General features: G+C 70.9%; 18 protein-coding genes. 5 read left to right on the top strand and 13 right to left on the bottom strand.

The genetic code is table 11. The features are described 5' to 3' along the window. Position 1: 1 nt before the first annotated feature. The 4 genes from AC57BS_RS23315 to AC57BS_RS23300 form a co-directional block, all read right to left on the bottom strand. Entirely contained in the window at positions 2-976 is a 975-nt protein-coding gene (locus tag AC57BS_RS23315) for an AAA family ATPase (RefSeq protein WP_496413824.1), read from the bottom strand. Positions 977-1,004: 28 nt separating this feature from the next. Further along, positions 1,005-7,046, bottom strand: a complete 6,042-nt coding sequence (locus AC57BS_RS23310; RefSeq protein ID WP_496413823.1) for an Ig-like domain-containing protein — start codon at positions 7,044-7,046, stop codon at positions 1,005-1,007. 165 nt (positions 7,047-7,211) lie between these two features. Beyond that, positions 7,212-7,856, bottom strand: a complete 645-nt coding sequence (locus tag AC57BS_RS23305; RefSeq protein WP_496413822.1) for a helix-turn-helix transcriptional regulator — start codon at positions 7,854-7,856, stop codon at positions 7,212-7,214. A gap of 34 nt (positions 7,857-7,890) precedes the next feature. Continuing rightward, on the bottom strand, positions 7,891-10,194 hold the full coding sequence (locus tag AC57BS_RS23300; protein WP_496413821.1) for a sensor histidine kinase: 2,304 nt from the start codon (positions 10,192-10,194) through the stop codon (positions 7,891-7,893). Positions 10,195-10,524: 330 nt separating this feature from the next. Here AC57BS_RS23300 and trxA point away from each other — a divergent pair, with 330 nt between their 5' ends. Continuing rightward, positions 10,525-10,848, top strand: a complete 324-nt coding sequence (gene trxA / locus AC57BS_RS23295) for a thioredoxin (protein ID WP_056603764.1) — start codon at positions 10,525-10,527, stop codon at positions 10,846-10,848. On the opposite strand, the gene AC57BS_RS23290 is transcribed toward trxA, so the two are convergent. Next, positions 10,841-11,494, bottom strand: a complete 654-nt coding sequence (locus AC57BS_RS23290; protein WP_496413820.1) for a GNAT family N-acetyltransferase — start codon at positions 11,492-11,494, stop codon at positions 10,841-10,843. The two genes, trxA and AC57BS_RS23290, sit on opposite strands and share 8 nt — an antisense overlap. Positions 11,495-11,536: 42 nt before the next feature. Here AC57BS_RS23290 and AC57BS_RS23285 point away from each other — a divergent pair, with 42 nt between their 5' ends. Then, a complete protein-coding gene (locus AC57BS_RS23285; RefSeq protein WP_496413819.1) occupies positions 11,537-12,751 on the top strand; it encodes a pyridoxal phosphate-dependent aminotransferase in 1,215 nt (404 codons plus the stop codon). Between the two features lie 46 nt (positions 12,752-12,797). Then, positions 12,798-13,577, top strand: a complete 780-nt coding sequence (locus tag AC57BS_RS23280) for a lysophospholipid acyltransferase family protein (RefSeq protein WP_496413818.1) — start codon at positions 12,798-12,800, stop codon at positions 13,575-13,577. Positions 13,578-13,730: 153 nt separating this feature from the next. Here AC57BS_RS23280 and AC57BS_RS23275 read toward each other — a convergent pair whose 3' ends face one another. The 8 genes from AC57BS_RS23275 to rpmH form a co-directional block, all read right to left on the bottom strand. Then, a complete protein-coding gene (locus AC57BS_RS23275; protein WP_496413817.1) occupies positions 13,731-14,777 on the bottom strand; it encodes a ParB/RepB/Spo0J family partition protein in 1,047 nt (348 codons plus the stop codon). A gap of 61 nt (positions 14,778-14,838) precedes the next feature. Then, a complete protein-coding gene (locus tag AC57BS_RS23270; RefSeq protein ID WP_496413816.1) occupies positions 14,839-15,777 on the bottom strand; it encodes a ParA family protein in 939 nt (312 codons plus the stop codon). 210 nt (positions 15,778-15,987) lie between these two features. Continuing rightward, positions 15,988-16,677 carry a 16S rRNA (guanine(527)-N(7))-methyltransferase RsmG gene (rsmG, locus tag AC57BS_RS23265; protein WP_496413815.1) on the bottom strand — a complete coding sequence of 230 codons (690 nt, stop codon included), beginning with the start codon at positions 16,675-16,677 and terminating at the stop codon, positions 15,988-15,990. Positions 16,678-16,766: 89 nt separating this feature from the next. Continuing rightward, positions 16,767-17,330, bottom strand: coding sequence for a Jag family protein (locus tag AC57BS_RS23260; RefSeq protein WP_496413814.1), 564 nt, complete (start codon positions 17,328-17,330; stop codon positions 16,767-16,769). Positions 17,331-17,394: 64 nt separating this feature from the next. After that, entirely contained in the window at positions 17,395-18,363 is a 969-nt protein-coding gene (gene yidC, locus AC57BS_RS23255; protein WP_496414225.1) for a membrane protein insertase YidC, read from the bottom strand. Between the two features lie 3 nt (positions 18,364-18,366). Further along, complete coding sequence (gene yidD, locus AC57BS_RS23250) at positions 18,367-18,645, bottom strand: membrane protein insertion efficiency factor YidD (RefSeq protein ID WP_496413813.1); 279 nt, start codon at positions 18,643-18,645, stop codon at positions 18,367-18,369. Further along, positions 18,642-18,995 carry a ribonuclease P protein component gene (rnpA, locus tag AC57BS_RS23245; RefSeq protein ID WP_496413812.1) on the bottom strand — a complete coding sequence of 118 codons (354 nt, stop codon included), beginning with the start codon at positions 18,993-18,995 and terminating at the stop codon, positions 18,642-18,644. The genes yidD and rnpA overlap by 4 nt, the downstream gene beginning before the upstream one ends. 26 nt (positions 18,996-19,021) lie before the next feature. Next, positions 19,022-19,159 (bottom strand): 50S ribosomal protein L34, encoded by a 138-nt coding sequence (rpmH, locus tag AC57BS_RS23240; RefSeq protein ID WP_011758123.1) that lies wholly within the window; start codon positions 19,157-19,159, stop codon positions 19,022-19,024. 506 nt (positions 19,160-19,665) lie between these two features. Between rpmH and dnaA the strand changes: the two genes are divergently transcribed. Next, on the top strand, positions 19,666-21,156 hold the full coding sequence (dnaA, locus tag AC57BS_RS23235) for a chromosomal replication initiator protein DnaA (protein WP_496414224.1): 1,491 nt from the start codon (positions 19,666-19,668) through the stop codon (positions 21,154-21,156). A gap of 427 nt (positions 21,157-21,583) precedes the next feature. Then, the gene (gene dnaN, locus AC57BS_RS23230; protein ID WP_496413811.1) at positions 21,584-22,723 is read left to right on the top strand and encodes a DNA polymerase III subunit beta; all 1,140 of its coding nucleotides are present in this window, start codon (positions 21,584-21,586) and stop codon (positions 22,721-22,723) included. Positions 22,724-22,773 lie beyond the last annotated feature (50 nt).

Raw genomic sequence — 22,773 nt, 5'->3', positions numbered from 1 at the left:
ATCAGACCCCGGCTCCCCGGAGCATCGGCGCCTCGACGCGGTCGAGCACCCGCGCGACGACCGCCGCGGTGGTCGCGCCGGCGAACTCGGCCTCGGGCGACATGATGATGCGGTGGCCCCAGACCGGGAGGGCGAGCTCCTTGATGTCGTCGGGGAGGACGTAGTTGCGCCCTCGCGCGGCGGCCCAGACGCGGGCGGCGCGCACCATCGAGATCGAGCCGCGGGTGGAGACGCCGAGCGTGGTGTCGCTGTCGTCGCGGGTCGCCTCGGTGAGGCGCTGGACGTAGTCGAGCACGGCATCGTCGACGTGGTTGGCCTTGACGAGGTCCGCCATCTCGGCGACGGCCGAGGTGGAGATCATCGGCTGGAGGCTGCGCGTACGGTCCGGCGACGCCGAACCGGCGAGCACCTGCACGGCGGCGGACCGGTCGGGGTAGCCGACCGAGGTCTTGATGAGGAAGCGGTCCAGCTGCGCCTCCGGCAGCCGGTAGGTGCCGGCCTGCTCGATCGGGTTCTGCGTGGCGATGACCATGAACGGGCGCCCCGCGTCGTACGACGTGCCGTCGACGGTGACGTGGCCCTCCTCCATCACCTCGAGCAGCGCGGACTGGGTCTTGGGCGAGGCCCGGTTGATCTCGTCGGCGAGGACGATCGAGGCGAAGATCGGCCCCTTGTGGAACTCCCACCGCGCCTGCGCCTGGTCGTAGACCGTCGTGCCGGTGATGTCGGACGGCAGCAGGTCCGGCGTGAACTGGATGCGGCTGTGGGTGCCCTGCACCGTCGCGGCCACCGCTCGCGCCAGCGCGGTCTTGCCCGTGCCCGGGGCGTCCTCGAGGAGGAGGTGGCCCTCGGTCAGCAGGCAGGTCAGCGCCAGCCGGATCACGGGGGCCTTGCCCAGCAGCGCCTGGCCCACGTTGTCGGTCAGCGTCGCGAACGAGTCCGCGAACCACGCGGCCTGGTCGGTGGTGATGGTCATGAGTGCTCGTCTCTCGTTGAGGTGGAGGTCATCGCTGTTCGCAAGTGCCGTAGTCGTTGCCGACGGGGAAGCTGCCGCTCGCTGACGGGCGGCCCGGGGGACCGCTGGGTACGCTCCACCCCCAGTTCCCAGCGCCGTCGACGCGGATGGTGGCGTACCAGTCGGGCGCTCCCATGCCGCCGACCCAGCAGTAGACGTTGGAGTCGGGCCGGAAGCGCTCGAGGCGGAGCTCGACGTAGTACCAGCCGTTCGGGGCGACGGTGCCTGTCTTGCGCCAGAGGTCACTGGCGGCAGCCCACGACGTGCCGGCGTCAGCTGCCTCCGCGCCCCAGCCGGCCTGGTTCTGCGACCGAACCCTGACGTCGACCCGGGTCCCGGGCGCCACGTCCACACGCCGGGAGTCGACGACCCCGACCGACTGCCAGCCGCCGCCGTTGATGCTGATCTGCGTGCCGGTGACCGGGCGCCCGTTGCCCGTGCTCGACGCGTTCCAGCTGAAGGTCACCGACTGGAAGCCGTCGGAGTGCGACACAGCGGGTGCGGTGGGCGGCCCGTAGGCGTTGGCCCCGTCCGACCTCGCGTCGCCGACGGCCGTCTCGCCGTCGACGGTGCTGGTCGCCCAGACCTCGACCGTGACGTCCCGGCCGTTGACGAAGGCGCCACTGGTGACCGTGCCACCTCCGGCGGGAAGGGTGCCGGTGCCGCCGTTGGCCCGCCACCGGTAGGTGATCTCGCCCGGGGTCGCGCCGTTGCCCTCGGCCGCGCCGAAGGTGATCCGCACGGTGTTGTCGGCGCCCGTCTCCTCGGCCTTGAGGTTCGTCACCGGACCCGGCTTCTGGAAGAACCGCTGTGGCGCGGACGCCGGTGACGCCTCGCCCTGCCCGGCCTTGTTGGTGGCCCGGACGGTGAAGGTGACGTCCGTGGTGGACGCGTCCATCAGCACCTCCTGGCTGGTGCCGGTGAGGTTGTTCCAGCTGCGGCCGTTGCTGGCGCTGAGCGTGTAGACGAGGTTGTTGTCGCCGTTGCCGTCGGGCGCGTTCCACGAGACCGTCGCGGACGGCTGGGTGGCGTCCGGAGCCCGCTTGGCGACGGTCGGTGCGGCTGCGGCGAACGGCACGCCCGCCGGCACGATCGGCGCCGACGCCGGTGAGGGGTCGCTCGGGTCCGGGTGGTCGTTGTGGGCCAGCACCTGGAACGTGTACGCCGTGCCGTTGACCAGGTTGTCGACCGTCGCGCTGGTGCCGGCGATCCCGTCGATCTGCGTCCGCCCGGCGCCGTCGCCCGGGCTGATCAGGATGCTGTAGGACGTCACCGCGCTGAAGTCGCCGACCGGCTGGTTCCACCGGAGCTTCGCCGACCTGTCGCCGAACTCACCGGAGACCGCGCTCGGCGGGTCGGGACGCTGGTCGGGCGTGACGGTGTTGGACACGGCCGACTTCTCGGAGGTGCCGACCTCGTTGGTGGCGGTGACCGTGAAGCGGTACTCGACCGCGTTCTTGAGTCCGGTGATGACGCAGGACGTCGTCTGCCCGCAGGACTGGGTCCCGCCGCTCCACTGGGCCTCGTAGCCGGTGATGACCGTGCCGTTGTTGGACGGAGCGGTCCAGCCCAGGGTCACCGTGGCGGACTCCTGGCTCACCGCCTTGACCCCGGCGGGGGCGTCGGGGCGGTCGCGGACCGTGACGCGGATCAGCCCGTCGACCTGGCGGGCCGGGTCGCCGGTGGCGTCACCGACCGAGAAGCGGACGGTGAGCTGGCCGCTGGTGGCGGCGTCCGGGGTGATGGTCACCCTCGTCCCGGAGAGCGTGACCCTGCCGGTCGCGTCCCCGCCGGCCGGGTCGGCGCTGAGCACGGTGATCGGCTCGCCCTCGGCTGCGAACGGGTTGGTGACGTGGTCGGCGATGTCCACGACCTCGGCGACGCCGGCGTCGGCGTCGGTGATCTCGATCGGCTGCACTTGGATGAGCGGTCGCGTCGAGGACACCACCGTGACCGGCACCTTGGCCGACACCGGGTCGGTCGACCCGTCGGTCACCGTGACCGCGGCGAGCAGCGAGGAGCCGGCCGGGGTGTCGGCCGACGCCTCTGCCCGCAGGGTCGACCCCGAGAGGGTCACCTCCACTCGGCCCGCGTCGCCCTCGACGCTGCCGAGCGAGAACTTCAGGCGGTCGAGGTCCCCGGGGTCGGGGTCGGTGACCATCGCGCGGAGGTTCGCCTCCACGGCGTCTTCGCCCGGGGCGACCCGGAGCTCGGTCGGGGTGAAGCGCGGCTGTGTCCGCGCGGTCTCGGTGTCCTCGTCCTTCGTGGCCGGCAGCACCTCGATCGGGACCGACAGCGTGGCGACGAGGCCCGTGGCGTCGTCCGCGTCCGTCCCGTCAGTGACCTCGAAGGTGATGGCCGACGGTCCGGAGAAGCCCTTGTCCGCGGTGAACGACACGACCTTCTGGGAGACGGCCTTCGCCACTCCACCGGGGCCGGCCTGGACGGTGTTGCCGAAGGTGAGGCTCGGCGTACGCCCCTCCCGCACCACGACGTGGTCGGCCAGGGCGACCTCGACGGTCCTGCCGGCGACCACCTCGACGGCAGGGGCGCCGGGGTCGACGACCGGGCGGCGGTCGGCCGTGCCGGGGACCGTCACGACGGCGCTCGAGGTGAGGCCGTCGACGTCGGTCACGGTGTAGAGGACGACCCGACGGGCCTTGTCGAGGTCGATGTCGAGCTTGCCTCCGCTGATCCGTACGCCGCGGTCGGACGAGCTGACGGCCAGGTCCTCGGCGACGCCGTCGGGGTCGGCGTCGTTGGCCAGGACCTCGACGCTCGCGGTGTTGCGTCCGAGCGTCTCGGCCGCCGTCACCACGTCGTCACGGGCGATCGGCGCGCGCAGCGGCGCCTTCTCCCGCACCTGCACGGTCAGCACGCCGTCGACGCGCTGGCCCCCCGGGGAGTCGGTGATCCGGTAGTAGTAGGTGAGGTCGGCGTTCTTCGACGGCGTGGCGAGCAGGACCTGAGGACCCTCCGTCCTCGCCGCGACCTTGGTCGCTGAGTCCGCCGGCTTCACCGAGTCGGGCACCAGGATCGGGGCGTCGCCGTCCGGGTCGGTGTCGTTGGCGGTGACTGGCACCGCGAGCTTGCGGCCCGGCCGCACCTTCACCACGTCGGTCACGGCCGTCGGCAGCTGGTTGGTCGCCGAAGGCGGCGCGATGCCGACCCGGATGCTGCCGGTCGCCTGCGCCCCGACCGCGTCCTCGACGAGGTAGCGGAACTTGTCCGTGCCGGAGGCGGAGATCGGCGCGACGTACCTGAGGGAGCCGCCGACCACGCTGACGACGCCCTTGGTCGGGGCCGGGCGGGCCACGCCGAGGAGCGTCACCGAGTCGCCCTCGGGGTCGACGCCGTCGGTCGGCACCGGGATCGTGACCGTGCCACCGGCCAGGACGCGCGCCACCAGGGGTCGCGGCGTCGGCGGGGTGTTCGGGGCGTCCTCGGGCACGACGGTCACCACGATCGTCCCGGAGGAGTAGTTCTCGGCGGAGTCGAAGACGGTGTAGGTCAGGCGTACGCGACCAGCCTCCTTGCCGGCCTTGAACCGCACGTTGCGCCCGGAGACGAAGGCGGTGCCCGCGAACGACTTCGGCAGCATCCGCAGCTCGGGGTCGATCCGCAGCTCCAGATCGGCCGGCGACCGGTCGTTGGCGAGTGCCGGGATCGTCACGATGTCGCCCGCGCGCACGGTGGCGGCGTCGTCCTCGACGACCGGCGCCTTGTCGGAGCCGGGGTCAGGGACGTTGACCACGGTGACCTGGGCGGTGGCCGGAGCGGCACCGTTGGAGATCGTGTAGGTGAACGCCACGGGCGCGCGCAGGGACCCGACGGCACGCACCCGCACGAGCTCGTGGTTGACGATGTCGAGCTGGAGACCGGCCTCGGGCGGGGCCGACACCGACTGCACGACGAGCACGCCGCCGGCCGGGTCGTAGTCGTTGGCGAGGACCGGCACGAGGACCGACTGACCCGCCGGGAGCAGCGCGAGGTCGTTGTCGGCGACCGGAGGTGCGTCGCCGGTGCCGTCGACGACGTCGACGCGCACGATGTTCTTCGAGATGGCCGGCCCGTCCGAGACCGTGTACTCGACGTAGACGGTGCCGGCCCTCTTCGCCAGGAAGCTGAACGTCCCGGCGGCCGGGTCGAGCAGCACCTTGGCACCGCCCCCGGGGTTGTCGACCTGCGCCAGGCGCAGCTCGTCGCCGTTGGCGTCGGTGTCGTTGGCCAGTGGGCTGACGGTGGTCTCCTCGTCGACGACGGCGATCACGTGGTCGGCGTTGGCGACCGGCGCGACGTTGTCGTCGCTGCGCAGGTCGATGTCGAGGGTCCCGCTGGCGACCTCCCGGCCGTCGGAGACGCGTACCTCGACCTGGTGCAGACCGGGCTCGGCGCGCCCGAGGTCGGTGATCGTGACGGTGCCGTCCTCGCGGCTCTGGGCTGCGATGTCGTCGGTGCCCTGGACGGACTCGAGGTAGATCGGGTCGCCGTCCGGGTCGATCCAGTCCTGGAGCAGGTTGTACTTCACCTCGGCACCGCCGGCCACGACCACCACCGACGCGCGGTCCTTGGGCTGCGGTGCGGCGTTGACCGACCACGGGTGCACCTCGACCTGCACCCGCGCCGTCGCCGGCTTGCCGCGGCCGTCGCCGGCGGCGTACTCGAACGTGTCCGACCCGGCGGCGCCCGGCCCGGTGACGATCTGCAGGGCCTCGCCGCCGCGGACCGGGAGGACGGTGCCGATGCGCGGCTCGTCCTCGGTCGAGGCCGTGAGAACGTCGCCGTCCTGGTCGGTGTCGTTGTCGAGCACGGGGAGCGTGGTGGACCGCCCGGGCCGTACGCCGTAGGAGTCGGGGTTCGCCTTCGGCGGGTGGTTCTGGTCGGTCCGGTCGGCGTTGAGCTGCTGGTCCTGCTCCTCGGACTCCTCCTGCTCCTTCTTCTCGTCCTCGACCCGGCCGAGGACGTCGTCCCAGTTGGCGACGAGGGTCATGTTCTCGTTGACGAGGAAGACGTCCCCGTTGTCCTGGTTGTTCAGCACCACCACGTCGCGGTTGACCCGGAAGACCGGCCGGGTGGTCTGGACCAGTCGCTCCACGACCTGGAACTGGTCGTCGGCACTGTCGTCGCACACCCGCTGGTAGTGCCCGCTGCCGCCCCACGCGGCGTACGTGCAGGTCCCCAGCCGTACGGGCGGCGCGGCGTCGCCGGCACTCGTCGGTCCGTCGCCGGCGGTCCGGACGTCGCCGCCGGAGAGCGGCGCGAGCAGGAGCCCGTCCGGTGCGGCCAGGGCGACGTCGTCGGCCGGGTCGCCCGGGGCCTGGAGGACGACGTCGGTCGCGTCAGGGATTTCGACCGACTCCTCGAGGGTGCGGACCTCGCCGGCGGCCCGGTCGAGCACGACCGGCGTCGACCCGACGACCGTCAGCTCGAACTCGCCGGACGCGAGGTCGCCGAGGCTCCCCATCTCGGTGGTGGTCCAGCCGTCGGTGGCGGGATCGACGGAGCTGAGGTCACCGGACGCGGCGACGACGTAGGCGGTGCCGTCCTTGCCGACGGCCGCACTCGCACCGGCCACGTCGACCAGGGTCGGCTCCTGCTCCTCGCTGAAGCCGTCGACCTCGGCGACGTCCATCGCCCACAGCGCGCCGCCGACGGGGTCGGTCACGACGACCGTACGGCCGCCCTGCCGGACGTCGAACCCGGCCGGGACCGCCGCCGCGGACCCGAGTGCGGGGACCGACGAGTCGACGGGCGAGAGGGTGCCGCTGCCCCGGTCGTCGAGGGCCACCTCGGTGGCGTCCTGGAGCACGTCGAAGTCGGCCGACGTGGCGGTCATCGCCGCGTCGAGGGTCATGGAGGGGTAGTTCAGGTGCGCGACGGCGCGCGTCTCGAGGTTGGTCACCCACACCCCGCCGTCGTGCAGCTCGAGGTCGGAGGTCGGGACTCCGTCGTAGAGGGTCGCCATCAGACCGATGCCGAGGGTCAGGGACGCGAGCGCGGCCTGGCCCCGGTTGTGACCGAGAAGTCGCATGTCCACCCCATCAGGCTTGGCGGCTCGTCCCCCACGAACGAGCCGACCAGAGGATCACCCGCCCGGCGCCGGCCTGTCGCTCCCCACAAGTGGGGACCGGGTCGAAATCACCGAATGCCTGACCGGGAGGGCATCCGCGGTGACAATGCGAGGAGATCGGGGTCGTCAGATCCAGCCGTCGCGCCCGGCCTCGCGCACCAGGCTCCCGGTGTTGGTGACGTCCCGCTCGGCGTCCATGTACTTCGCGCGGATCGACTTGAGGTGGGCCCGCACGGTCTCCTCGGCGACCTTGAGCCGCGACCCCACCTGCCGCTGGGTGAGGCCGTCGCGCAGGTTGCTCAGCACCTCGACCTCCCGCGCGGTCAGGCGAGGAGTGAGCTCGACGTCGCCGATCAGGGCCTCGGCCAGGACGCTGCTGCAGACGAACTCCCCCGCCAGCGAGCGGCGTACGACCTCGATGAGCGCCTCGGTGCCGTCGTTCTTCAGCACCACCCCGTGCACGCCGAGAGCCAGGGCGCGCCGCAGGGGCACCGGCTTCTCCTCGGCCGTGTGCAGCACGACGGCACCGGCCCACGACGTCAGGGAGGGGATGTGCTCGAGCACCACCTCGTCGTCGCGCCCGAGGTAGAGGTCGAGCACCAGCACGTCCGGGCCGGGCGTGGCGAGGTCCACCTCGGACACGGCGGCGTACACACCCGCCATCACGAGGTCGTCGGGGTGCCGGCCCACGGCCGCGGCCACGCCGTCGCGGACGACCTCCTGGTTGTCCAGGACGGCCACGGTCGCGCGTCGCGCCGGTCGAGTTGTCATGGGGAGTGAATACAAGGCGCGCCAGCGGCTGTCTCTACCCCGAAACGGGGAGGTCGTCGACGAGGAGCACGGCGCGGAAGGCGTCCACGTCGGCGGCGAACCCGTCCGCCATCACGTCCCGGAGGCGCTCGAGGTCTCCCGTGTGCGGCGCCGGCACCACGGCGATCCGGACCTGCTGCTCGGGCGCCACGGGAGGGGACACGATGATCCTGCGGCCCGCCGACACCGGCAGCAGCCCGCGCAGCACCCGTCCGACCGGCCGGTCGAATCCACCGGGCACGAGCCCAGCCCGCAGCTCGACCGCCCCGCCGCGCGAGCGGAAGTGGGCGACGTCGGCACGCAGGTCGTCGTCGAAGAAACCGGGGGCGTACAGGTCGTCACGCGCTGCCACCGCGAGCAGGCGGGCCTGCGCGATCGTCTCCTCGGCCCGGGGGTCGCGCACCCCCGACGCCACGTCGTCCAGCCATGGCAGCACCTCGTGGCGCACGTGCGCGAAGTAGAGGTCCGTCATCGCCGCCTGCCACTCCTCCGCCGCGCGGCGGTGCTCGAGGGCGAACTCGCGCTTCTGCTGCTGGCGCAGCGACCGGCCCTGTCGACGGATGAGCGAGCCGAGCACCATGGACGGGACGGGGCACGTGATGACCGCGTTCAGCGAGCCCCACGGGACCAGCCCGCGCGTGAGGTCCGGGCTGACCTGGGCCGCGCCGAGCACGACGAGGATGTGGGCCGCGACCACGCCGGCAGCCACGGGGAAAGGCAGGCTCAGGACGAAGACCACCAGTGGCAGGGCGCTCATGCCGATGGACCACGAGCGGAAGTCGAGCATCGCGCCGCTCGGCATCAGGGCGATGCCGAGCACCTGCAGGGCGATGCTGGCCGCCGCGACCGTGGTGACCCAGACCGGGCGCGGGCTGCCGCGCTCGGACTGCCGCACGATGACCAGGGTCAGCGCGAGCCACGCGAGCCCGACGAGGAGCGAGGGCCAGGACTCGGGAGCCTTCACGACGGAGTGGATCGCGATGATGCTCCACGCCGCGCCCAGCGGGATGGCCACGGCGCGCGACAGCGTCCGCACCGAGCCGAGTCCACCGGTGGTGAGGCCGTGGGCGTGGTGGAGGCGGCGGCCGGCCTCCGGGTTGCGAGGCAGGTCCAGGACGAGGACCGCGCCCCCGCCCGGACGCGGCAGGAGCGCCGAGGTCCCGCCGATCTCGGCGATCGGGCGCCCGACCGACTCGACGAGGCCGAACCCCGATCGGGTGGGGGCGTCGACCCCCCGACCGCGGTCGAGCACCTCCAGCCGCAGGTCGCGTCGGTCGGCGGAGATCCGGAGGACGACCTCGTCGACCCGGCCGTGCCGCACCGCGTTGCGCACCCCCTCCGACAGCGCGCGCAACGCCGCGGCGCGCTGCTCGCTCGAGAGGGGCGGCAGGCGCTGGGCCCGCCCGACGACCTCGACCTCGACGGTCGCCGGCACCCGCTCGCGCAGGTCGTCGACGAGGGAGGCGTAGGCCTGCGGCAGCTCCTCCACCGAGCCCGGCTCGCGCTCCTCGAGGCGTACGGCTGCGTCGGACTCCTCCCCCACCATCCGTCGGATGGCCAGGGCGGTCGCCCGGGCCTGCGCCCGCACCCGGTCGGCAGGAGCGACCGCGTCGGAGACGAGGTGCAGGGTGCCCAGCACGTCGTCGTGCAGCACGCGGCGGCTCGTCGTACGGGCTCGCAGCTCGGCCTCGGCGCGCGCGAGGTCGAGCTCGCGCTGCCGGTTGCCCTCCGTGACCCGCTCGGTGGCGATCGCGCTCGCCTGCATGGCGTTGACGAAGCCGACCGCCGCGGCCGCGGTCCCGAGCGAGAGCACCATCGTGTCGAGCGAGAGGCCCGACGCCGGGAGGCCGAGCGCCTCCAGGGTGCCCACGTGCACGGCGCTGAGCACGGCGACGAGCCCGAGGGCGTTGAGGAGCGGCAGCAACCGGGCCGCCATGACGCCGACGGCGGACAGGACCATCCCGACCGTGGCGTCGTTGGGCACCGGGTTGGTGCCGATCTGGGGAGTCGCCAGGAGGAACGTGGCGCCCAGGATCCACAGGTTGTGCATCCGCTCGCCGCGGGAGAACACGCTCACGGCCGAGCCCAGCAGCACGGCTCCGATCAGTGCCCGGTTCGGTGCCGTGGGCTCGTCCCACGCGAGGTGACCCATCCACGGCAGCGAGGCGAACAGGCAGAGGCTGAGGAGGATGCACGCGTGCGCACCCAGGATGCTCCGGTACATCCGGTAGGCGCTGCCCGACCTCGTCCGGGGGACGGGCGGCGGCGTCGTGACGACCGCCCACAGGGGCCAACGCACGCAGACACCCCCGGGTTCAGCTGGCTTCGAACCTCTGGATGCTAGGTCGGAGCACGTTCGTCCACTACGTCCGTCTCAGCCCTCACGACAAGTTTTGCTTTGGCCGCTCCCCCCGGTTCCGGGGGCGGACGTCGGGGGCGGGTCGCGCCTAGGCTCGAGGCACCCCCGTGGGGGTGAGGAGGACCGCGAGCACGGGGGTGTCGCGGTCCTCCGTCTCACGACGAGCGCGCACAGGGTCGGGAACAACTGTCACCGGGTTGGTGTTGACTGGACATCCCCGTCGGGGACCGACACCCGACGCAGAGACCTCATGTGAAAGGGGCAAGTGCCGTGGCCAACATCGCCGCCGTGACCGACGCCGAGTTCGAGGCGCAGGTCCTCAAGTCCGACAAGCCCGTCCTGGTGGACTTCTGGGCGGAGTGGTGCGGTCCGTGCCGCCAGGTCGCTCCGATCCTCGACGAGCTCAACGCCGAGCACGGCGAGAAGCTCACGTTCCTCAAGATGAACGTCGACGAGAACCCGGTCACCCCCTCGTCCTACCGCGTGACCGGCATCCCGACCATCAACGTCTACCAGGGGGGCGAGGTCGTGAAGTCCATCGTGGGCGCCAAGCCCAAGGCCGCGCTCCTCAAGGAGCTCGAGGGCATCATCTGAGCCAGCCGCCAGAGGCGGCCCGCACCGATCCGATCGGGCGGGTCGCCTTCTGCGTGGGGCGCACGACACCCCACACCTTCTCGAGCGCGAGCTCGACCTCGTCCTTCCAGCTCAGCGCGGTGCGCAGCTCCATCCGCATCCGTGGAGTGGTCGGGTGGGCCCGCTGGGTCTTGAAGCCGACGCTGCCGAGGAACTCGGCCGGCAGCACGCACCGCTCCGTACGCCCGCGGGTGTCGCCGTACGCCTCGATCGCGGTGTGCCCGCGCTCGACCAGGTCCGCCGCCATCGCCTGCACCAGCATCCGGCCGAGGCCGCCGCGCCGCAGGGCAGGCTCGATCCACGCGGTCGCGGCGATGATGGCGTCCGGCGACCCGGGCGCGGTCGGCAGCGCGGCCGCACCGGGCAGCCGCGCCGCCGGGGCGTACACGATGTGGCCGACCGTGCGTCCGTCGATGCGGACGACCCGCCCGCACGAGCCCCAGTCACGCAGGGTCGAGGAGAGCCAGTTCTCCTTCTCCGCGATCCGCTCCTGCTCGTCGAGCCGGGACCGGTCGACCGGCCCGAGCTCCCAGAACAGGCACGAGCGGACCGGGTCGGCCAGCTCCGCGAGGTGGTCGACCGTCAAGCGTGCGGTCTTGCGGGACACAACTCCGATGCTAGCGGCGTACGGCGCCTGAGAGGATGAGTCGTGCGCCCGATCCGACAGAGCAAGAAGCTGCAAGGTGTCCGCTACGACGTGCGTGGCCCGATCCTGGTCGAGGCACAGCGGCTCGAGGCCGAGGGGCACCGCATCCTCAAGCTCAACATCGGCAACACCGCGCCGTTCGGCTTCGAGGCACCCGAGCAGATCCTCGCCGACATGATCCACCACCTGCCGCAGTCGCAGGGGTACGCCGACAGCCAGGGCATCTGGTCGGCACGGACCGCGGTCATGCACTACTACCAGTCCCACGGGCTGCGTGACGTCGGCGTCGAGGACATCTTCATCGGCAACGGCGTCTCCGAGCTGATCTCGATGGTGCTCCAGGCCTTCGTCGACGACGGCAACGAGATCCTCGTGCCGGCGCCGGACTACCCGCTCTGGACAGGGGCCGTGACGCTCGCCGGCGGCATCCCGGTGCACTACCGGTGCGACGAGGAGAACGACTGGAACCCCGACCTCGCCGACATCGAGTCGAAGATCACCGAGAATACGCACGCCATCGTCATCATCAACCCCAACAACCCCACCGGTGCCGTCTACAGCGAGGAGACGGTCAAGGCGCTCGTCGACATCGCGCGCCGACACCAGCTCGTCGTGATGGCCGACGAGATCTACGAGAAGATCCTGTTCGAGGACGCCGAGCACCACCACGCGGCCACCTACGGCGGCAACGACGTGCTGTGCCTGACGTTCTCCGGGCTCTCCAAGGCCTACCGGGTCTGCGGCTACCGCGCCGGCTGGGTGATGATCTCCGGTCCCAAGGAGGTCGCGACCGACTTCCTCGAGGGGCTCACCCTCATCGCCAACATGCGGATGTGCGCCAACGTCCCCGCCCAGCACGCGATCCAGACCGCCCTGGGCGGCTACCAGTCGATCGAGGAGCTCATCGGGCCCGGCGGCCGCTTCTACGAGCAGTCGATGCTCGCGCACCGCCTCCTCAACGAGATCCCCGGCGTCAGCAACGTCAAGCCGCGCGGTGCGCTCTACTGCTTCCCCCGGCTCGACCCGGAGGTCTACCCGATCGACGACGACCAGGAGTTCGTCCTCGACCTGCTGCGCGCCAAGAAGATCCTCGTCACCCACGGCACCGGGTTCAACTGGCCCGCGCCCGACCACTTCCGGCTCGTCACGCTCCCCGAGGCCAGCGTCCTCGAGGAGGCGATCGGCCGGATCGCCGACTTCCTCGCCACGCGACGCTGATCACGAAGGGTCGCGGTCCCGACCCGGGGACCCTAGGCTCCTCGCCATGCGCGATGTGACCTACCCACCGATCATCGTCACCGCCAAGGCGGCCTTCAAGGCTCTGGGCCAGCGCATCGTGCTGACCGGTACGGAGCACGTGCCGCGCGAGGGCGGCGTGCTGCTCGCCTACAACCACGTCGGCTACGTCGACTTCGTCTACGGCGGCCTGGCCGCCAACCCGTCGGGCCGGCTGGTGCGGTTCATGGCCAAGCGCGAGCTCTTCGACCACCGCTGGGTCGGCCCGCTCATGCGCTCGCTGCACCACATCGAGGTCGACCGCGGCGAGGGCCTCGGGAGCTTCCACACGGCCGTCGACTACCTCCGCCGCGGCGAGGCGGTCGGGATCTTCCCGGAGGCGACCATCTCGCGCGCGATGGAGCTCAAGGAGTTCAAGTCCGGAGCCGTACGCATCGCGGCCGAGGCCGGCGTACCCCTGGTCCCCGTCATCATGTGGGGCACCCAGAGGATGATGACCAAGGACCACCCCCGCGACTTCTCGCGCGGCAAGACCATCGCGATCACGGTCGGCGAGCCGATGCACCCCACCGGCGACGACCCGGTCGGTGACACCGCTCGGCTGAAGGCGCAGATGGCGCAGATGCTCGCCGAGACCGTCGCCGCCTACCCCGCCGACGAGCAGCCCCCTGGGTCCTGGTGGGTGCCGGCCTCGATGGGTGGCACCGCCCCCACGCTGGAGGAGGCGGCTCGCCTCGACGCCGAGGAGAAGCGCGAGCGCGCCCGCAAGCGCGCCGAGAAGCGGGCGAAGCGACAAAACGGCAAGTAGATCTGTCGTCTTGTAGATCTGTCGCTACGTCGCTTTGTCGACAATAGGTCGCGTGGCGCGGAGTCCCCGCCCGAGCGGGGATTCCGTCACTTGGAGGGGGTTGTGTCCCCCTCCAAGTGACGGACTACCCCACCCAGTTCGACCGGGAGCGGCTCAGATGGGCCGGTCGTCGCGGTTGCGCGGGTCCATGATGTCGACGATGCGTCGGAGGTCGTCGAGGCTGGCGAACTCCACGGTGATCTTGCCCTTGGCCTTGCCGAGGTCCACCTTGACCCGCGTCTCGAACCGGTCGGAGAGACGGTCGGCCAGCTCGGACAGTCCGGGAGCCACCGGCTTGGCCCGCAGCGTACGAGGAGCCTCGTCCTGCTCGACGCCGACCGAGACGATCTCCTCGAGGCCGCGCACCGAGATGCCCTCCGCGGTGACGCGGGCGGCGAGCTTGTCCTGGAGCCCGGCGTCGTCGACCGAGAGCAGCGCCCGGGCGTGGCCCGCGGACAGCACGCCCGCAGCCACCCGGCGCTGGACGGCGGGCGAGAGCTTGAGCAGGCGCAGCGTGTTCGAGATCTGCGGTCGTGATCGCCCGATGCGCTGGGCGAGCTCGTCGTGGGTGCACCCGAAGTCCTCGAGCAGCTGGCCGTAGGCGGCAGCCTCCTCGAGCGGGTTGAGCTGCGAACGGTGGAGGTTCTCCAGGAGCGCGTCGCGCAACATGTCGTTGTCGTCGGTCTCGCGGACGATCGCGGGGATCGTGTCACGGCCGGCCTCCTGCGAAGCCCGCCAGCGACGCTCGCCCATGATGAGCTCGTACGCTTCCTCGCCCGTCCGGCGCACGACGACCGGCTGCAGCAGTCCCACCTCGCGGATCGAATGGACGAGCTCGGCGAGGGCCTCCTCCTCGAAGACCTGCCGCGGCTGTCGGGCGTTGGGGCGGACCTGCGCGATCGGGAGCTCGGCGAAGTACGCGCCTGCCACCTCGCCACCGGCCACTGTGCCACCGGCCGCGCCACCGGGCTCCGCGCCGTTGCGCGAGTCAGTGCGACCGGCAGCAGCGTCGGCCGTGGCGGCCGAGCCGTTGCGCGTGCCTGCGGGGGAGGACACATCGGTGCCCGTCGAGGGCGCGGCCGGGGCCGGCTGGCTGGGCGTCGTGGGGATCAGGGAGCCCAGCCCGCGGCCCAGACCACGACGAGGGGGGGTGGCATTCATGCGGGGTCCTCGCGGCGTTGTTCGGGGGAGCGGAGCGGCGGAGAAGAACGTCGTGGGGTGCTCATGCGGGGGCTCCCTTGCTGGCGATCTCGCGGGCGGCCTCCAGGTAGGAGAGCGCACCCGCCGACGCAGGATCGTAGGTCATCACGGTCTGCCCGTAGGACGGTGCCTCGGAGACCCGCACCGAGCGGGGCACGGCGGTCTTCAGCACCTGGTCGCCGAAGTGGCTGCGTACCTCGTCCGCGACGCCGGCGGCCAGCCGGGTGCGCGCGTCGTACATCGTCAACAGGATGGTGGAGATGGTGAGCTGCGGGTTGAGGTGCTGTCGCACCATCTCCACGGTCTCGAGGAGCATGCCCAGGCCCTCGAGCGCGTAGTACTCCGCCTGGATCGGGATGAACATCTCGCGACCCGCGACGAGCGCGTTCAGGGTGAGCAGGCCGAGGGACGGGGGGCAGTCGACGAAGACGTAGTCGAACCGCTCGTCGCCGACCTCGGACGCCGGGCCCATGAGGGGATGGCCGGCGATCGCCCGGGCGAGACGCTGCTCCCGCGCCACCACGCTGACGAGCTCGATCTCTGCACCTGCCAGGTCGATCGTCGCCGGGACTGCCCACAGGCCGGGGAGATCGGCGCACTCGGTCATGACGTCGGCCAGCGGCTGCCCGTCGACGAGCATGTCGTAGGTCGAGGGGATGCCCCGGTGGTGCTCCACGCCGAGCGCGGTCGACGCGTTGCCCTGGGGGTCGAGGTCGATGACGAGCACCTTCTGCCCCAGCTGCGCAAGGCCGGCCGCGACGTTCACGGTCGAGGTCGTCTTGCCGACGCCGCCCTTCTGGTTGGCGACCACGAGGACCCGGGTCTCGCCCGGCCGGGGGACGCCCTGCCGGCGCAGGCCTCCCGAGCGAGCGAGCACGGAGTGCTGCGCCGCTTGGGCGAGCGGGGTGCCGTGGTCGGTGAACTCGGCATCCCGTGCCGCGAGATCACCCGCCGTACGCACCTGCCAAGCGGGTCGTGTTTCACGTGAAACGTCCGACGGCGGTGTTTCACGTGAAACGTCTGATTCTTCCTCAGCCTGTGGATGAATCGGGTCAGTCTGTGGATAGCTGCGCTCAGGGGCGCCCTTGGAGCCGGTGGAAAACGGGTAAGGCGCATCCTCGTGAGAACGCCAGCCCGCGTCGTGGGTAGGACCCTCGGTCGTCAACTCAGCTCACCTCTCGCGCGCTGCACGTCGGTCTGCACGTCTGTCATGTCGCGGCGAACGCCGCCTGGGTTCACGGGCAAGGGGCCAACCTATCCGGGACGGGTCAGCCCATGACACCCGCACCACAGTGGTCGGTGGAGAAACCACGCCGTCGCCGAGCTCCATCACCTGGGGCTCGCTGCACCTCCACGTCCTGAGGAACTTCCGGGCGGACTCGATCTCCTCGTGCACCGTCTGGCCCTTCATCGCCACCAGTGCACCCTCGGGCGCCACGAGCGGCATCGACCACCCCAGCAGCCGCTCCAGTGGCGCGACCGCACGGGACGTGACGACGTCGAACGTCGCCTCGCCGTGGAGGTCCTCGGCACGCCCGCGCACGACCGAGACCCAGTCGAGGCCGAGCTCGTCCACGACCTCCTCGAGGAACGTGGTGCGTCGCAGCAGCGGCTCGACCAGCGTGACCCGTACGTCCGGTCTCGCGATCGCGATGACCAGGCCGGGCAGCCCCGCCCCCGTCCCGATGTCACAGACCGTCGAACCCTGCGGGATGGCGTCCGACAGGACCGCCGAGTTCAGCAGGTGGCGCTCCCACAAGCGAGGCGCCTCCCGTGGTCCGATCAGACCGCGGACCACGCCTTCCGTCGCGAGCAGCTCCGCGTACCGCTCCGCGAGCGGGAGCTGCTCGGACGCGAACACCCTCCGCGCCCCGGGAGGGACGGAGGGTGGTCTCGAAACGGCCGCGGGGGGCCTACTCGACCCACCGGTTTCACGTGAAACCTCGTCGCTCACGCGGGGAGGATCACCACGTAGCGCTTGGGCTCGGCACCCTCGGACTCGGACGTCAAGCCGGCGGCGGCAACGGCGTCGTGCACGACCTTCCGCTCGAAGGCGCTCATCGGCTCCAGGGAGACGGACTCTCCGGACTCGCGCACGGCGGCGATGGACTTCTCCGCGATCGCCACGAGCCGGGTGCGCTGCTCGGCGCGGTGGCCCCCGACGTCGAGCATCAGGCGCGAGCGCTCCCCGGTCTCGCGGTAGACCGCGAGGCGGGTGAGCTCCTGGAGCGCCTCGAGGACCTCTCCGTTGCGACCCACGAGCAGGCTCAGGTCGGCTCCGCCGATCTGCACGCTCGCACGGTCGCCCTCGACGTCCATGTCCAGGTCGCCGTCGAGGTCCGCGATGTCGAGCAGCTCCTCGAGGTAGTCCGCCGCGATGTCGCCCTCGTGCTCGAGGCGCTCCACCTTGGAGGGGCGGGGCTTCCCGCCGTCCGCCGGCGTGCTCGCGTCCAGGTCCTTGCCGTCCTGCTCGACGTTGTCCACGGCCTCGTCGTCCGTCAGCTGCTCACTCACAGTGGTGTCTCCTGCTTCTCGATCATGTGCGACGTCGCCGGGGCGACGATCGCGGATGTCTGGGTCAGCGCTTCTTCTTGCTGCGCTGGGCCTTGGTCTGGCGCTGCGGCTGCTGGCGCGTCTGGGACTTCTCCGCGCGCCGGGCCTCCGCCTCGGCCGCGAGCCGCTCCTCCTCGAGCTGAGCCGGGGTCTTGATCCCCTTGCGCGCAGCCTTGGCGCGGTCGCGCTCCTCCTTGGCCTCCGCCGCCGGAGTGCCGGGAGCGGGGTTGTTGCGGATCACGTAGAACTGCTGGCCCATCGTCCACAGGTTCGACGTCGTCCAGTAGAAGAGGACACCGACAGGGAAGGCGATGCCGCCGACGGCGAAGACGACGGGGAGCACGTAGAGCAGCATCTTCTGCTGCTGCGCGTAGGGACCGGAGAGCGCGTCGGCCGGCATGTTCTTGCTCATCAGCTGCCGCTGGGTGAGGAAGGTCGTCGCCGTCATCGCGAGCACCAGCACGGCGGCGAGGACGCGGACCTCCACCCCGTCGGCGTTGAGGAACGTGTCGGAGATCCTGCCGCCGGCGAACACCGCGGAGCGGAGCTGCTCGTTGAGCTCCGGCGTCATCAGTCCGCGCTTGTCCTGCGGATTGCGGGCGGCCTGGTCGAGGATCCGGAACAGCGCGAGGAAGATCGGCATCTGCAGCAGGATCGGCAGGCACGAGGAGAACGGGTTCGTCCCCGAGTCCTTGTAGAGCTTCATCGTCTCCTGCGCGAGACGCTCACGGTCGTGGCCGTACTTCTTCTGCAGCTCGCGCACCTTTGGCTGGATGAGCTGCATGTTGCGGCTGGACTTGATCTGCTTGACGAAGAGCGGGATCAGCGCGGCGCGGACCACGAGCGTGAGCCCGATGATCGACAGCACCCAGGCAAGACCGGACGTGGGCCCGAACAGGTCCCCGAAGACGTTGTGGAAGCCCACCAGCACGAAGGAGATCGCGTAGTAGAGCGGCGTCATGATGGCGCTGCCGATGGAGGTGAAGAAGTCGATCACTCAAGCTCCCTGGCTCGGGGTGGTGGAGCCCACGCCTGTGGCGTGGGGGGGAACACGGGGTCGGTCACGGGGCGGGACCGGGTCGTACCCGCCGTCGGACCACGGGTGGCAGCGGCCGAGACGGCGTACGCCGAGCCAGGTGCCGCGCAGCGAGCCGTGCACCGTGACGGCCTCGAGGGCGTACGCCGAGCAGCTCGGGTGGTAGCGGCAGACCTGTCCGTAGAGCGGGCTGATCGCGAAGCGCCACGCACGGATGAAGCCGATGAGGAGGTACTTCACGACGCGCTCACCCGATCGAGCGTACGCGCCAGATCGGCACCGAGACGGGCGTACGACGCGTCGGCCGCCGCCGGCAGCGCCCGCACCACGAGTGCAGCACGACCCGGGAGCTCCTCCAGTGCGGGGAGGTGCTCCCGGGTCAGGTGCCGGAGTCGCCTCTTCACACGGTTGCGTGTGACGGCATTGCCCACGGACTTGCCCACCGTGAAGCCCACCTGTGCCGGACCGGAGGCCGCAGCCTGGTCCACCCACATGTGGACGACGAGCGTCGAGCACCCGGCACGTCGCCCGTTGCGGACCGTGCGGCGGAAGCCGTCACTGTCGGTGAGGCGATGGTCAGCGGAGAGCACGGCGGGGTTGCCGTGAGCCCTGGGCCTCAGACGGCCAGGCTCTTGCGGCCCTTGCGGCGACGGCTCGACAGGATCGCGCGACCGGCACGGGTCCGCATGCGGAGGCGGAAGCCGTGCACCTTGTGACGGCGACGGTTGTTCGGCTGGTACGTACGCTTGCTCACGGCATTTCTCCGAAGGTTTCGAGGGATGTCCACTCCGCGCGAGGATCGGTGCAGGTCGTTCGGCCGGCACCGCCCACCCACGCAGCCGCCGTGTGGCGGATCGTGGACATGCGGCACCCGTCGACAGGGAGCGACCGGCCAACGGTACGCGGAGGGGAAAGTGGGGGTCAAACCCTCGAGCCCACCCCTGGGGCCAGCCTGTGGATGACGTCTTGCTCCCTGCACGGCCCGGTTGTTACGTTCCACCTCTTCGCGGTCGCGTCGGACGACGGTGCTCCCCAGGTCCACGGCTTGCTGTGATCCGGGTCCCACGGCCCCTGAACAGGCCTCTGACCTGCGGAAACGCTGGGAAGATCACAGACCGGCGCAGCGCGGAGAGCTCGGCCACCCCGGCCGGGACAAACAGTGCACAGCTTGTGGACAACTCTGTGGAAGCACAACCGGTCAGGGTCGCGCAGAACACACCCGCTCGACCGGGACGGGCACGGATCCAGGTGCCCGGCGAGGTGCGGCAGGCACGACTGGCACGACGACACGGTGGAAGTGAAGGCGGTCCGGTGGACGACCAGCAGGTAGATCTCGGGACGGCGTGGCAGCAGATCGTCGCGGACCTCCAGCCCAACCAGCGCGCCTGGCTGAGGCCCAGCGTCCCGATGACGCTGCACGAGAACACCGCGATCATCGCCGTCCCCAACGACTTCACCCGCAACCAGCTCGAGGGCCGGCTCCGCAACCACATCGAGGACGCGCTGAGCGAGGGATTCGGCCGCGAGATCCGCATGCTCGTCACGGTCAACCCCGCCCTCGAGGACGCCGCACCCACTCCGGTCGACGAATCGACAGATCGATCTGTCGCCATGTCGACAAATGACCACCAGCCCTACGAGGCGTCGGTCCCGGAGCAGGTGGACCACTTCGAGCCGGCACCGGCCTCCGGCGAGCGTCGGCCCTCCGCGCTGGAGACCCGGCTGAACCCCAAGTACACCTTCGAGACCTTCGTCATCGGCTCCTCCAACCGGTTCCCGCACGCGGCGGCCGTGGCCGTGGCCGAGGCTCCCGGCAAGGCCTACAACCCGCTCCTCGTCTACGGCGAGTCCGGCCTGGGCAAGACGCACCTGCTCCACGCGATCGGCCACTACGTACGCAGCCTCTACAGCAACGCCAAGGTGCGCTACGTCTCCAGCGAAGAGTTCACCAACGAGTTCATCAACGCGATCCGCGACGACCGCCAGGACCGGTTCAAGCGGCGCTACCGCGACGTCGACGTCCTGCTCATCGACGACATCCAGTTCCTCGAGGGCAAGACCCAGACGCAGGAGGAGTTCTTCCACACGTTCAACACCCTCCACAACGCCAACAAGCAGATCGTCCTCACCTCCGACCGCGCGCCCAAGCGCCTCGAGGCGCTGGAGGACCGACTGCGCAACAGGTTCGAGTGGGGCCTGATCACCGACGTCCAGCCGCCGGACCTCGAGACCCGCATCGCGATCCTGCGCAAGAAGGCCGCGATGGACCGGTTGACGGCGCCGCCGGACGTGCTGGAGTTCATCGCCTCCAAGATCCAGACCAACATCCGCGAGCTCGAGGGCGCGCTGATCCGGGTCACCGCCTTCGCCAACCTCAACCGCCAGGAGGTCGACATGACCCTGGCCGAGATCGTCCTCAAGGACCTGATCCCCGAGGGTGGCGAGCCGGAGATCACCCACGCGCTGATCATCGCCCAGACGGCCGCCTACTTCGGCGTCTCGCTCGAGGACCTCACCGGACCCTCACGGGGCAGGCACCTGGTGATGGCGCGCCAGATCGGCATGTACCTCTGCCGCGAGCTGACCTCGATGTCGCTGCCGCAGATCGGCCGCGAGTTCGGCGGCCGCGACCACACGACCGTGATGTACGCCGACCGCAAGATCCGCCAGCTCCTCGCCGAGCGCCGCGCGGTCTTCAACCAGGTCAGCGAGCTCACCAACCGCGTCAAGATGCAGGCCCGCCAGGCCTGACGGACTCGGGCGACCTGTCCGCGCCGTACGGCGGCCGGTGCCGCGTGTGGAGAACTTGTGGTTCGGTCCGGCGCTTCGTCCCCAGCCCCTGTGGACACCTCGGGACGAACCACACGTCGTCCGGCTGCGTCCACACCGAACGCCTGGCCGTCCGACTGCCTCCACAACCCCCATCCACAAGGGTTTCGGGCCCTGACCTGCACGAATGCCCGTCATCCACAGTTTCCACGGACCCTACGACGACTGTGAACCTCAAGACTGGTCCGATCTCCCACCAACGTCTGACCGACCTCCCTCTGGGGAGAACCCTGCCGAAGCCGAGCCGGCGCGTGGCAGGATGCACTTCCCACGCGTACACGTGTGGTCCTTGTCTGCCTGAGCCTCTGCCCACCAGTCGCTCGCCCCACCCCTCGTCGAGGAGACCCTTGTGAAGTTCCGCGTCGAACGCGACGTCTTCGCCGATGCCGTTGCCTGGGCTGCCCGCAGCCTGCCCGTCCGTCCCAGCTCCCCGGTCCTGGCCGGCCTGCTGATCGAGGCGAGCGACGCCGGTCTGGTGCTCTCCACCTTCGACTACGAGACGTCCGCGCGCGCCACCCTCTCCGCCGAGGTCAACGACGAGGGCCGTGCCCTGGTCAGCGGCCGCCTGCTCGCCGACATCTGCCGCAGCCTGCCCGCCAAGCCGGTGGAGCTGACCCTCGAGGGCCCGCGCGTCTCCCTCACCTGCGGGTCCGCACGCTTCAGCCTCCAGACCATGCCGGTCTCGGACTACCCGACGCTGCCCGAGATGCCGTCCGCCACCGGGACGGTCTCCAGCGCCGACTTCGCGCACGCCGTCGCCCAGGCGGTCACCGCCGCGGGCCGCGACGACATGCTGCCGGTCCTCACCGGGGTACGGATCGAGATCGACGGGTCCACGATGGCGCTGCTCGCCACGGACCGCTTCCGGCTCTCCCACCGCGAGCTGACCTGGAACCCGCAGTCCCCCGACGTGTCGGTGGCCGCCCTCGTGCCGGCCAAGGTGCTCGGCGACACCGCCAAGTCGCTCACCTCCGGTGCCGAGGTCACGATTGCGCTGAGCACCAGCGGTACCGGCGAGGGCCTCATCGGCTTCGAGGGCACCGGTCTCGGTGGCGTACGCCGCACCACGACCCGCCTCCTCGACGGCGAGTTCCCCAAGGTCCGCTCGCTCTTCCCCGCCGAGCACCTCACGGTGGCCAAGGTCAACAAGGCCGAGCTCATCGAGACCGTCAAGCGCGTCGCGCTCGTCGCCGAGCGCAACACGGCCGTGCAGATGAAGTTCGGCGAGAACCAGATCGTGCTCGACGCCGGCTCCGGCGACGAGGCCATGGCGACCGAGGCCGTCGACGCCGAGATCAACGGCGACGAGCTGACGACCGGCTTCAACCCGCAGTTCCTCCTCGACGGCCTCACCGCCATCGACGGCGAGTTCGTCGACCTGTCCTTCACCCAGGCGACCAAGCCGGTGGTCATCTCCGGCACCGACGCCGCGGACGACGACGCGAGCTCCTTCCGCTACCTGCTGATGCCCCGCCGCCTGCTGTCCTGATCGGTGGTCGCGTAGCCGCGAGGAACGAGTGGCGTATCGAGACCTTGCGA

The sequence above is a fragment of the Nocardioides sp. BGA-UO-ETr-FS32 genome (genome assembly GCF_059567905.1).
This window is presented reverse-complemented; position numbering and strand designations above follow the sequence as displayed.